This is a genomic window from Candidatus Ornithobacterium hominis, from assembly GCF_900538215.1.
Lineage (GTDB): Bacteria > Bacteroidota > Bacteroidia > Flavobacteriales > Weeksellaceae > Ornithobacterium > Ornithobacterium hominis.
The window spans coordinates 72,620-85,343 of the sequence record NZ_UNSD01000003.1; the positions used below are offsets into that span (position 1 = coordinate 72,620).

Genomic DNA, 12,724 nt, shown 5'->3' on the forward strand with positions numbered 1-12,724 from the left:
AAAAATTAGAATCCTAATGAAATTCCAGTTTTGATGCCAAATAGAGAGTTAGACTGAGTTTCGCTGGAAGATGAAATGAAATGTGCCATCTCTGGCTGAAGATAAAGGCCAAATTGAGATGTGATTTGATAATTAATTTTAGAACCAATTTTTAAATTGTAAGAAAAACGTTCCTTTGTATCAGGCAACTGGAGTGATTTTTCTTTTTCTAAATATTTCAGTTGAATATCATTTTTTTGCAAAAAAAGTAGATTAGAGCCAGCGACAATGTTGAAATTCCACCTTTCTGAATTAAAAAAGCGATAGGCAAGCTCTACAGGAATTTGAATATATCTTAAATCTTGACTTAAAACGCCTGATAATGAATGGTTTAAGCTTTGCGTGGAAGAGTTTAATTCATTTAAGTTCTGTTTCAGCTCATCAGGTGAATGCGTTTGCGAAGAGCTAATGCGATCATCAACCTTGACTTTATTTATAAAATAGGCTAATTTAATAGGAGCTTCTTTGGTTTGCTGAGTGATATCTAGAAGCCCTATTCCACTTGAAAATTCCCAGCCTGATGCTGGAGAAAACGTGAAGAGTAGACCAAATTCCAATGAATTTTTGGACTCTCTGCCGAAATCTTTAAAATCACTGGAAACCAATGGAGATGATTGATTGAAAACATTCCAACTGCCTGAGTAGCCAGCTAAATAGAATTTTTGAAGTTTTTTGGCTGTCTTTTTTTCTTCAGTCACATTCGCTTTTTCTAGCTCAAACTCAGCAAATATTTCATCATTTAGGTCAGCTAAATTTTTTTCAGCAAAGAGATTTTGCCTTTTTTTTAAATCGAAAGTTCCCTTCGTAATAAAAATAAAATCTTTGGGCTCAAATTCCGTAATAAATGTCGCTAAGCTTTCATTCTGAGGAGTTTTATTATTTTTCTGAGGCGGAATTGGAATGTTTCTATTGTCAGTAGCAGATGACTGATGCTGATGCGAACTTTCAATTTCACTGGTAGAATTTGGAGTAAGAACGTAAGATGAAGATTGTATGGAATCGCTATAATTTTTTAAGGCTTTAGATTTTTTTTCTATTTCCGTATTTCCAATTTTGGAGTCAGAAATCTTTGCTTGATTTTTTTGCTGAACGCTATGGGGTTTGTGATGTTTTTGGATGAAATCAAAACTCCACCAGCCGATAAAGAAAATGAAGAATAATGAAGCCGCTACCAGCCATATTTTTTTCTTAGAGAATCTATTTACATCTAATTTTTCACGAATGAAAACCCAGCTTTCATCTGGGGGAGAAGCGTAATTATTCTTTAGCTTATCCTTTACATTTGGCGACAAAAAACTCATTTCTTGTATTTTTTTTGAAGTTCTTCCTTCAATTTTGCTTTGGCTCGGTGTAGATTTGACTTTGAAGTGCTTTCTGATATGCCGAGCATTTCGGCAATTTCTTTATGAGAAAAATCTTCTAAAAAATATAAATTAAATACCATGCGATATTGTGGGGGTAAATTTTGAATTTCTTTTAATAGTTCTTGAGTAGTAAAATTATCATCTAAAACTTCATCCTCTTGCACAGGTGTAGTGCTCTCATTGAGTGCCACCCAATTTTCTTTTTTCTTTTTCCTGAGATTATCAATACACTGATTGACCATTATTCTCCTAACCCACCCTTCAAAAGAACCTTTATGATTAAATTTTCTGATGTTTCTAAATACTTTGATGAAAGCAAGTTGGAAACTCTCCTGAGCATCATCCTCGCAATTAAAATAGCTTAGACAAACTGCAAACATTGCAGGAGAAAGCAAATCATAAAGTTTCTTTTGTGCAGAGGGGTCATTCTTTTTACAATCCTCAACTAGTTTACCCAGTTTTAAATTTTTCAGAAGTTTTGATTTTTTAATTAATTGCTTTGCTCTCTACCACGATTTTTTTCTCAAAAAAGCTAGCCTTTTTCTCAGTATCATGCCCTTTGTAGAAGCGTAAAGTGTACTTGCCAGGCTTAGAGAATTTAAATTTCAACGTATCTGTTACAGACTTTTGCTTGGTATTATCGCAAGTTTTCTTCAAATTTACTTGTGCCATTGGAGAAATGGTGCGTTCAAAATCTTTAACAACATAATAATAAGATTGATATAATCTCTCACAGCTTGGGTTGTATTTAAAATAAACTATAGCATTGAAGTTTTCATCGGTTTTCACCGTCTCTTTATCAAGGCTTATGTTATCAAAAGCTACATGTCGATTTTGTATTTGAAGACCATCATCCTCATTTAAACACGAAGAAAGACTTACAACGGCAAATCCTAATAGGAATAACTTTTTCATCATAATTAATTTTTTGGTTTATACTTACTAGACGGGATGTGATAAAAAAGGTTGCGTCAACTTAATGAAAAAATAAAAATCTATTTTAAATTTCATTTTTTTTAACCCTATAAAAAAATTAAGAAATTAAGCTTTTTTTCGATTCATGTTTCCTGCGGATTTTGTAGCCAATTAATGCAACCAAAAGCGTCATAAAAGGACTTAGATAATTGAAAATGGCATAAGGAATATAGCTTGTTAACCCCGATTGCCCCAGCAAAACTTTTGAATGATAAGCGCCGCAAGTATTCCATGGAATCAAAACTGAAGTGACTGTGGCAGAATCTTCCAAGGTTCGACTTAAATTCTCTGGAGCTAAATTTTTATCATCATAAGCTTGCTTGAACATTTCACCTGGAATCACGATGGATAAATATTGGTCTGAGGTAGTGATGTTAACCGCCAAGCAACTTGCTACCGTACTGGCAAAAAGACCAAAAACACCGTGAAATAATTTTAAAAAGAAAGAAGAAATCTGCTTTAATGCCCCGATGGCTTCCATCGCCCCGCCAAAACTCATCGCACAGATAATGAGCCAGACTGTCCCTAGCATTCCTGCCATTCCGCCTTGCTCGAACAAACCTTGCAGATTAAGCCTTGTGCCGTCGCTCAAGGTGATTTCTTCTACAGGAATTACCGTTTCGCCAATCATCGATTGCACAACTCCGTTATAATAATCAAAGAAAACTACGGAATCTCCAGAGCTGGAGGCTAACTGAATCAAATGAGGCTGAAAAATAAAAGCAGCTAATCCGCCCAATAAAGTTCCGGCCAAAAGAGATGGGAGCGGGTCAACTTTGGCAATAATTAAAGCAATGACGATGAGCGGAACGGAAAACAACCAAGGTGAAATAGAAAAGTTTTGGCGAATTAATTCTAAAACAGCTTCTTGATTGATGGCAGAAGATGCCTGTGTATTTAAACCAAGAATGAAAAAGAAAATCAATGTAATAATGATGGTAGGCACAGTGGTGATAGTCATGTACTTGATGTGGGTGTAGACATCTGTTCCCGCCATTGCAGGAGCCAAATTTGTTGTGTCTGATAAGATGGACATTTTGTCCCCAAAATACGCCCCAGAGATTACTGCGCCAGCAGTCATAGCACTGCCAATGCCCAATCCGTTTCCTATCCCGATGAGCGCTATCCCGATGGTGGCGCTGGTAGTCCAAGAGCTACCCGTAGCCATAGAGACAATAATGGAAATGATGACGCAAGCAGCTAAAAAATACTGAGGATTGAGAACTTGTAATCCGTAATAAATCATTGCTGGGATTATTCCGCTCAAAAGCCATGTTCCAGCTAAAGAACCAACCAAAAGTAAAATTAAAATCGCTGGAGCTGTTGTCTGGATATTGTGCGAAACTTTTTCTAGAATAGTCTTTAATGAAACACCATGGAATCGCCCGACGATAGCTGCTACGCTTGCCGAAATCAGAAGAGCCATTTGGTTCGCTCCACCCGTTGCATTGTCTTTGAAGACTTTTACATTTAAAATCAATAATATGACTAATACAAAAACAGGAATTACAGCACTGAGTAAGGATATTTGTTTTTTCATTTTTTTTTAAGGCTTAAAAAAATTCATAGAAAATAGCACAAAAGCAAAAGTAAATAAAATCATGGGAAAAATCATGCGGGAAATCTTTGTTTAAATCCCTATATTTGTAATATTCAGCAAATAAAAATAAACATAATATTATGAGTAAAAAATTTCCAGCGGGAGTTGCAACCGGAAAATTAGTAGGCGAAATATTCGAAGATGCAAAAAAAAACGGATATGCGTTACCAGCCGTTAACGTAACAGGATCTAATACCATCAACGCTGTGATGGAAACAGCTGCAGAAATAAATTCACCAGTTATCATTCAATTCTCAAACGGTGGAGCACAATTCAATGCCGGTAAAGGGCTTTCAAACGTGAATGAAAAGTCAGCGATTTTGGGTGCTGTAGCAGGAGCTAAGCACATTCACGAGTTGGCAGAGGCTTATGGCGTTACCGTAATTTTGCACACAGACCACTGTGCCAAAAAACTTTTGCCTTGGGTAGATGGCTTGATTGATGCGAGCGAAAAATACTACGAGCAGACGGGGAAACCGCTTTTTAGCTCTCATATGCTTGATTTATCAGAAGAGCCACTAGAAGAAAACTTAGACATTTGTGTAGAGCGATTCAAGCGAATGAATAAACTAGGGCAGTGGATTGAAATCGAATTGGGAATTACTGGCGGAGAAGAAGATGGGGTAGATAATTCTGATGTAGATTCTTCTAAACTTTACACTCAACCAGAAGAGGTTTTATATGCTTATGACCGATTAAAAGAGGTTTCAGAGCACTTCACGATTGCCGCTGCTTTTGGTAACGTGCATGGTGTTTATAAGCCAGGGAATGTGAAGTTGACTCCAAAAATCCTTAAAAATTCACAAGAGTACATTCAGAAAGAAAGAGGGACAGGAGACAAGCCAGTGAACTTTGTGTTCCACGGAGGTTCGGGTTCTTCTCAAGAAGATATAAGAGAATCAATTGGCTATGGAGTGATTAAAATGAATATCGATACCGACCAGCAATTTGCATTTACAGAAGGAGTTAGAGATTATTTTGGTAAATATGCTGATTACCTAAAAACGCAAATCGGAAACCCAGAAGGAGCAGATCTTCCCAATAAAAGCAAATATGACCCAAGAAAATGGTTGCGTGAGGGTGAATTAACATTTATTAAACGCTTGAAAAAAGCTTTTGAAGATTTGAATAACCTAGATAGAAATAAATAATTTAGCCAAAATTTTTTAAGGCTTTAAAAAAATCCGATGAGAAAATTCCCATCGGATTTTTATTTTTTTAAGGCTTAGAAAATTTAAAACTTAAACATAATTCCACCAATGATGTGTGCTCCCTGTACACGATAGTGGTAAAAACGTTGATAATTATTATTTATCAAATTTTGACCTTTTACAAAGACATTCCATTGGTTGGTAATTTGGTAGCGTGCGTTTAAATTTAAATCTAAGTAGGAATTTAAGTTAGCTTCTTCCCCGGCAGAAAAATCTTCGCCAACCCAAGTTTTTCTACTCCCTACAAAGAAAATATCACCACCCAATTTTAACTTTTGCTGTAGCAATCGGTAATTAGCCCCTAGACTTGCTTGCAATGTAGGGACTTCATAAACTTCTTTCAGATTATTTAAATTGAATTTCTGATAGTTTAAAACTGCATTTAAGTCTAAATTATTGATTCCGAAATAATTGATGTTAGCCTCGAGATGGTTTCTATTACCGTCGTCGTAATAACTATGGAACGTGTTCCCATTACCGAAAGGAACTGCCGAGCTGTAGCTGATCGGGACATTGAGAAAACCTAATATGTTTTCTAATTTTTGATAACCCGCTGTCACAGTATATTTGAAATCTGAACCAACATCCCCTTTTAAACCGATGTAAAAGCCTAAGCGATTGAAGGAGGGTTTTAACGCTTGATGACCGAATAAATAGGGATTAAAATCAGCTAATTCCTGAAAACTTCTCAAGTCTACACCACCATTTATGCCGCCTAAGAAGTTAAATTCTGGCGTTGGCTTCACGGTAAATTCTGCTTGTGGAGCTATGTAAACCTTGTTTTGACCTTCTGGCTGATTCAAATACTGAATGTTGGCGCCCGCTGTAATATCAATAAAGTCACCTAGCCAAGCAATTTGCGGGGTAAGCCCAAGGTTTAAAAAGTTATAAGCTTTCCTTTGTTGAAGGAAAGAGAAATCAAAATGACTGTTCAGAAATTCTAAATTTCCCTTTGAAATTAATCCAAAAGATTCACTACCCAATAAGCTAAAGTCAAATAAATCTTTACTACCCACATTCGCATTTAGCTTGATGTGGTTTTCTCTAGATTTGTAATTACTACGAAAGAAATGATATTCAGCTTTTATATCATTGAGCCAATAGCTATCGAAAACATCATAAATCCCGTAAGCTTTTAAATGCGTGTAAGATAAGTAATTGTTTTTGCTGATTTGGGTTGAGGTTATTTCTGGTGCATAACCATATAAATCATAGCCGCTCAGTCTCGCCCCAATACCTACCTTTGCCACTGCGTTTGCTAAATTATAACGGTAGAATCCATCTGCATTAAAATGTGTAAAGCCATCATCTATAATGGAATTTTTTAAATTCGCTTTGGCTGAACGATAGCCTGCACTCACACCGATAGCAGAACTTTCATCAAATTCGTAATCCACAAAAGCATTTAAATCTAAATTAGAATTGTTACCATATCCAGCCTCAAAATAATTTCTGAAATTCCTGGAATTCTCTACGGGTAACTCCTCCGCACGCAAGGTTGAAGTTTCAAAATCGGAAGCCGCAGCCAAATCTTTTGGTGTATAGCTAGGCTGATATTTTTTTTGAATTTCTGTTTTTTCTTGTGGTGTTTGCTTAATTTTTTCAGCAGCATCCACATTGGGTTCGTATACACGATTCACGGTAACGCTCCCTTGCTGAATGTCGTCTTTATGGTTTACATTCACATCGCCCTGCTTGATTTGAGCCATGGAAAAAATACTAAGAACGAATGTAATAGGGAAAATAATTTTTTTCATAATTTATTTTTTCTTGGCTTTAATTTTTTGTTGCAACACTTTTGCTTTTTTAGAAACCTCAGGAAAATCTTTGTAATTCTCTAAAATACTCTCGATGGTGTGATTTGCTTGGTACAAATCACCTTGTTGGTAGTAATTATCTGCCATCACCACTAGCGCTTGGCTACCCCAGAGCTGTTGGTCAGCATATTTAGAAGCTAGCTCAAAAATCACCTGATTGGAAGCCTCAAAACTTTTTCTCTCATTAAGCAGAAGCGCTTTGTAATAGAGTGCCTCTGCACGTACTGCTGTGGAAGAAGCATTTTCTAAAGCCTTATAAGATTTCTCGGCATCAGCCTTTTGCCCTTTGTGGTAGAGTTCACGAGCCAAAATCAACTCAGCTTCTTCTCTCACAGAGGTTTCATTTTTAGAATTAGTCAGAACTTTCTGTGCTAATTCAGTAGCTTTGGTATTATTTTCTTTGGCATAAATTCGCATTAGATGAATTTCTGCAAAACTTTGATAAGCCAGATTTGAAGTATTATTATATAAAGCTTCCAAGCTCAACTTTGCCTCGGTTATTTGATTTTTATTTAAATAAATTTGAGCTAAACGCAGCAACGCATCACTTTGGTAATTTCCATTTATGGCAGCTGCGGCATTTAGGGGTTTCAGCGCAGCATCCCACTGATTGGTTTGGTAATAAGATTCGCCCAGCGCATAATTCACTTGGTCATTTTTTTGAAGCTGAGGATAATCTTTCAGTAAATTTCCTAAAGCAGCGATGGCGGCTGGGTAATTATTAGCATCAAAGCTTTTCAAAGCATTATCCAACGCCAAAGTTTGGATTTCGCTTACATCGATTTGGTAATAATCAAATCGAGAAACCCAACGCTCAAAACCTTTATAGTCACTATTATTCAAGTAAATGCGCTTTGCATTTTCAATCGCTTGAATCGCCTGTTTAGCGCCAGGTTTTTTCTCCGTCACCTTTTCAAATTGGCGCAAAGCCTCTTTAGTTTGCCCTTGAATGTAAAAAATAAAACCCTTGCGTAGATGAGCCTCAGCAGCAAAATCTGCGTTGGTATGCTTAATGAGATTATCCAAAACTAAATTTGCTGAATTGATTTGCTCCAAATCTACATAAGTATCTGCCAATTCCAGCTGAGCTTGGTCATTAAATTTTGAAACTGGATAAGCCTTGATGAAATTTTCTAAAGCTTGAGCTTTTGCGGCATTTCCTTTCGTTAACCCCAAGACAATAGCACGGTTATAAGCGGCCTCATCAGCCATTTGATTATTTGACTTTTCGACTTCTTCGTAAACCGCCATAGCTTGCTCATTATTTCTATTGCCTACATAGCTATCAGCCAAGCGCATACGGGCATCAGCTTTGAATTCCCCTGGCGGATTGGTTGCCAAGTAGGTTTTGAAATACTTTTCTGATTGCGGGAAATTCTTTAATTTATAATGCGTGTACCCTAACTGATAGCTTAATTCCTTTCTCTCATTGAAATCTTTCGGGAAATTTTCTAAGCCTTTAAAAAAAATCAGGGCTTCGCCGTATTTCCCTTGGCGATAAGCAATTTCACCGAGCCAAAACTCAGCACGAGCCGTTACCACATCATCTGCACTGATTTGGCGAGCCGTAGTGAAATAATTTTTAGCCTCATTTAACTTTCCATTCTTGTATAAAGTAGTGGCATACAAATAATTGGCTAATTGAAAGGTTTTATTCTGTTCAGTATTTTTATTCTGAATCGGTCGGAGCATCTCCGCTGCTTGACGATAATCTCCAGAAGTGATGTAAGCATCCACCAGCAAATTTTGGATTTCCTTGCGATGTGCTCCACTCGGGTATTGGGTTAAATATTTTTGCAATGTTACTGGCGTACTTTCATAGGGATTCCCGACATCATAACTTAGCTTAGCGTAGTGATAATATGCGTCTTCCTGCAGAGCGGCATCAAAATCCATTTTCCCGGCCGATTGAAAGGCGGCTAAAGCTTGTTCCTTTCGGTTAGTTTTCAGATAAGCGTTTCCTAGTTGGTAGTAAGCGATTTGTGCCATTTTATCATTTCCCGCTACAATTTTATTGAAAAGCGAAATGGATTTTTCGTAATTTTTTTGTTGATAATAGGCATAGCCCAGTTGATAGTAATCAGCTGCAGACATTTCGCCTGTGTAAGCTTCTAGATATGGAATGCTTTGGTCATACTGCCCTTGGTGAAAATAACTTTCGCCCACAATTTTAGAAATCTCACTGGTGAGATGAGCATCTTGGTAGGCAGTTAATTGCTCTTTGCCTAAGCGAATAGCCTCGCTGTAATTCCCATCATTGAATTTAATTTGAACCATATACGGCAACAATCGCTGGCGGAAAACAGGGTTCCGCTGTTGCAATTCCTCAAAGTAAGGCTGAGCTAAATCATACTTTCTTTGGCTGTAATAGATGTGCCCAACATAATATTTAGCATCCTCCCCATAAACGGCATGTCGCGTCAAAGGTTTTAAATAGTTTAAAGCCTGATTTTTTTGGTCTTTCATGAAGTTGACATACCCCAATTTAAACCGAAATTCATCTCGCTGATAAGCGGGTAAATCACTCAAATTTCCACGAGATAAATAATCAAAAGCTTTATCATAATCGCCTTTAGAGAGGTAATAGCTACCCAAATGCCACGTGCCTTGTTGGCTCAAGCTGCTGCGTGGGTACGTTGCCTGGAAACTCATCAGCCGCGCTTCGCCTCCGTCTTGATTATTGATAAGCGAAGTAAGCGCAGCGAAGTAGGCCGCAATTTCTTCTTCATCGGTTGCGATATTTTCTTTTTGCAAATACTTTTCAAAAGCATGCTGACTAGCCAAGTAAGATTGCTCTTGGTAGAGAAACTGAGCTCGATGAAATTCTTTGTTTTCACGGAAATCAATGTTCGAGATCTGTGCCTGCAGCAAACCAGCAAAACCGAATGCAGAAAGCAGAAGAAAATTTTTGCGCATAGCGAAGTTTTTAAAAAGGTAAAATTAAGGATTATCCATTTTTTTCGCAATAAAGTTAGCCTTTTGTATGTTATAAGTTCGTTAAAGTTAGCTTTGGCAAGCAGCGAGTAAATTCAAATTATATTTGTAAATAAATTTTTTAAGCCTTTAAAAAAAATGTGAAAATTGATGAATATTTAAGTAGATTAAATCATGAGATTGCTGTAACTAAAATTCTAAAAAATGTACATTTGCGGAAACTATTTTTGAATCAATGAAAGCAGAAAATATAGAAAACATTCAGCTAAAACACTTAACGGCAGAAGATTACCCAGCACTTGCAGCCACCATGAAGGCCGCCTATGCCAGCATGGCACACAACATTTGGGAGGAAGAACAAATCAAAATTTTGATAGAAAAATTCCCAGAAGGGCAAGTCGCACTGAAAGTTAATAATGAAATCGCTGCAGTGGCGCTTAGCATCATCGTTCCTGATAAGGAGATTGATAAACACCATACCTACGATTCCATCACGGGCAAAGAAACCTTCTCTACGCACACACCCCACGGGAATGTACTCTATGGTATAGACATCTTTGTTCACCCCAGTTTTAGGGGAATGAAGTTGGGGCGGCGCTTGTACGAGTATCGCCGTGAACTGTGCGAAAAACTGAACCTGAAAGGGATTGCCTTTGGCGGTAGAATGCCCAATTACCACAAGTATGCGGACGAGATGACGCCAAAACAGTATATACAGAAAGTACGTGACAAAGAAATTCACGATAGTGTGCTGAATTTTCAGATTTCTAATGATTTCCGCCCCACGAGGATTTTGAGGAATTATTTGCCCGATGATAAGCTTTCAGACAAAAATGCAATCCTAATGGAGTGGGACAATATTTACTACGAAGAAGTGGAAGAGGAAATCACGCAGACGACGAAATCGGTGGTGCGTTTAGGGCTGATTCAGTGGCAGATGCGTGCCTACAAAAGCTTTGAAGATGTAATGGAGCAGGCAGAATATTTCGTAGACACGCTATCGGGCTACCGAAGCGATTTTGCGATGTTTCCCGAGTACTTCAATGCGCCGCTGATGGCCGATTACAACCATTTATCTGAGGCGGAAGCAATCCGTAAATTAGCAGAATTTACGCAACGATTTAAAGAGCGATTCTCTGAATTGGCAATGCAATACAACATCAATATCATCACAGGGAGCATGCCAGAAGTGGTAGATGACCAGCTGTACAACATCGGGTTCCTGTGTCGCAGAGATGGCTCGGTGGAACGTTATGAGAAAATTCATATCACGCCAGATGAAGTAAAAGCCTGGGGATTGAAGGGCGGTAGCCAGGTTAAAGCTTTTGACACCGATTGTGGTAAAATCGGAATTCTGATTTGTTACGACTCTGAATTTCCTGAGCTCAGCCGCCTGCTGGCAGACCAAGGAATGGACATATTGTTTGTCCCGTTCTTGACAGACACTCAAAACGGCTTCTCGCGCGTTCGGTATTGTGCCCAATCTCGGGCAATAGAGAATGAATGTTATGTGGCAATAGCAGGTAGTGTAGGGAATTTGCCTAAAGTTCATAATATGGATATCCAATATTCACAGTCGATGGTGTTCACGCCTTGTGATTTCGCATTCCCGGCCGATGGCATCAAGGCAGCCGCAACGCCCAATACCGAGATGATTTTGGTAGAAGACGTAGACTTAGATTTGTTGCTAGAACTGCATGAGCAAGGATCAGTAAAAAATCTAAAAGACCGCCGAAAAGATTTGTACAGCCTTAAATTATTACCTGATAGAAAGAATAAATAAAAATTTCTAAAGCCTTAAAAAAAAACAGCCTCAAAAAAAAATAAATTTGCGTAATTCAAAAACGTAAAATACATTTGCGGGCAGGTTGAGAAGAGAAAAATCTCAACGAAAAATTTTAACAAAAAAATAACGAAATTTTAACAAATGAAATTTGTGAGTTTCAAAATAAAGTGTAAACACACACACACACAAGCAATGAGCTAAACAACTCATTATCAGCTACTTATAATAATTTTTTGCTTCCCTCGGGAGCGAACCGCAAAGCCGTGCAAGAAAATCTTGTGCGGTTTTTCTATTTTCACCTGTGTGAGAGTAGTAATTTCTTCAAAAAGAAGAGCCTCACGGGTTGGGGCTCTTTCTAAAAGAAGAAGCAAAAAAGTTGAAAAAAACAGCAAAAATTTAATTAAGAAAAGAATCAATCAATAAAATATTAACCAAAAAATTAAAACAAATGAAGAAATTATTATTTTCTTTAGCCGTATTATCAGCGGTTGCGGTCACCGCTCAGGTGGGCATTAACACAGATACTCCACAGGCGACATTAGACATCAGTGCAAAAGACAACCAAGAAGGTGGTGACTTGCGCATAGAAGGTGTTAAGGAGAAAATATCTACCCAATGGCTTTTAGTTTGGGATGAAGAAGACCAAAAGGTGAAGCGCACAAGCCTCTCAAGAGTGATTTCAGGGATTAAATGGGAAATAGAAAATAAGGATAAAATAAAGCACATCCGAGATAATCAGCCAGACAGAGCAGATGAGATCATCAAAAAAATCAAGCAATGTGCACCAGAAAACATAGTTTTTGATAAATTATTTGGTGTCGACGGCAAGCATGATTTTGTGTATTGCGCTATAACTGTAACTGGTACTAATTATAATAAAACATGGCTCAACCTCAACCTTGGAGCAGAATACGCCAACATAAATAGTTCTCATTTTGACCCTACCGTTAGTAAAACAGGCACAGATGCCCATAATGAAGCTAAAACCTACGGTTCAT

The 12,724-nt window shown here is 37.7% G+C and carries 8 protein-coding genes and 1 pseudogene; 3 read left to right on the forward strand and 6 right to left on the reverse strand.

The window, feature by feature from the left end:
• Positions 1–5: 5 nt before the first annotated feature.
• The 4 genes from D5J18_RS03720 to nhaC all read right to left on the reverse strand — a co-directional run bounded on the left by D5J18_RS03720 (position 6) and on the right by nhaC (position 3,918).
• Positions 6–1,340, reverse strand: coding sequence for an outer membrane beta-barrel protein (locus D5J18_RS03720; RefSeq protein WP_119057685.1), 1,335 nt, complete (start codon positions 1,338–1,340; stop codon positions 6–8).
• Positions 1,337–1,894, reverse strand: coding sequence for an RNA polymerase sigma factor (locus D5J18_RS03725; RefSeq protein ID WP_119057686.1), 558 nt, complete (start codon positions 1,892–1,894; stop codon positions 1,337–1,339). Before D5J18_RS03725 ends, D5J18_RS03720 begins: the two co-directional genes overlap by 4 nt.
• The gene (locus D5J18_RS03730) at positions 1,890–2,321 is read right to left on the reverse strand and encodes a hypothetical protein (protein ID WP_133298095.1); all 432 of its coding nucleotides are present in this window, start codon (positions 2,319–2,321) and stop codon (positions 1,890–1,892) included. The genes D5J18_RS03725 and D5J18_RS03730 overlap by 5 nt, the downstream gene beginning before the upstream one ends.
• Positions 2,322–2,436: 115 nt before the next feature.
• Positions 2,437–3,918, reverse strand: a complete 1,482-nt coding sequence (nhaC, locus tag D5J18_RS03735; RefSeq protein WP_119057688.1) for a Na+/H+ antiporter NhaC — start codon at positions 3,916–3,918, stop codon at positions 2,437–2,439.
• Between the two features lie 140 nt (positions 3,919–4,058).
• On the opposite strand from nhaC, the gene fbaA reads away from it, so the two are divergent.
• Positions 4,059–5,129, forward strand: a complete 1,071-nt coding sequence (gene fbaA / locus D5J18_RS03740) for a class II fructose-bisphosphate aldolase (protein WP_119057689.1) — start codon at positions 4,059–4,061, stop codon at positions 5,127–5,129.
• Between the two features lie 83 nt (positions 5,130–5,212).
• On the opposite strand, the gene D5J18_RS03745 is transcribed toward fbaA, so the two are convergent.
• Positions 5,213–6,946, reverse strand: a complete 1,734-nt coding sequence (locus D5J18_RS03745; protein ID WP_133298096.1) for a TonB-dependent receptor — start codon at positions 6,944–6,946, stop codon at positions 5,213–5,215.
• A gap of 3 nt (positions 6,947–6,949) precedes the next feature.
• Positions 6,950–9,922: a tetratricopeptide repeat protein gene (locus D5J18_RS03750; RefSeq protein ID WP_119057691.1), complete on the reverse strand. Its 2,973-nt coding sequence runs from the start codon at positions 9,920–9,922 to the stop codon at positions 6,950–6,952.
• 253 nt (positions 9,923–10,175) lie between these two features.
• On the opposite strand from D5J18_RS03750, the gene D5J18_RS03755 reads away from it, so the two are divergent.
• Both D5J18_RS03755 and D5J18_RS03765 read left to right on the forward strand, forming a co-directional pair.
• The gene (locus D5J18_RS03755) at positions 10,176–11,723 is read left to right on the forward strand and encodes a carbon-nitrogen hydrolase family protein (RefSeq protein WP_119057692.1); all 1,548 of its coding nucleotides are present in this window, start codon (positions 10,176–10,178) and stop codon (positions 11,721–11,723) included.
• Positions 11,724–12,174: 451 nt separating this feature from the next.
• Positions 12,175–12,724, forward strand: a pseudogene (locus D5J18_RS03765) (hypothetical protein); the annotation flags it as partial.

Excerpts from the sequence above, each read along its gene's own strand:
- D5J18_RS03720 (WP_119057685.1), bottom strand. The coding sequence starts at position 1,340 with ATGAGTTTTTTGTCGCCAAATGTAAAGGATAAGCTAAAGAATAATTAC.
- D5J18_RS03730 (WP_133298095.1), bottom strand. The coding sequence starts at position 2,321 with ATGATGAAAAAGTTATTCCTATTAGGATTTGCCGTTGTAAGTCTTTCT.
- nhaC (WP_119057688.1), bottom strand. The coding sequence starts at position 3,918 with ATGAAAAAACAAATATCCTTACTCAGTGCTGTAATTCCTGTTTTTGTA.
- fbaA (WP_119057689.1), top strand. The coding sequence starts at position 4,059 with ATGAGTAAAAAATTTCCAGCGGGAGTTGCAACCGGAAAATTAGTAGGC.
- D5J18_RS03745 (WP_133298096.1), bottom strand. The coding sequence starts at position 6,946 with ATGAAAAAAATTATTTTCCCTATTACATTCGTTCTTAGTATTTTTTCC.
- D5J18_RS03750 (WP_119057691.1), bottom strand. The coding sequence starts at position 9,922 with ATGCGCAAAAATTTTCTTCTGCTTTCTGCATTCGGTTTTGCTGGTTTG.
- D5J18_RS03755 (WP_119057692.1), top strand. The coding sequence starts at position 10,176 with ATGAAAGCAGAAAATATAGAAAACATTCAGCTAAAACACTTAACGGCA.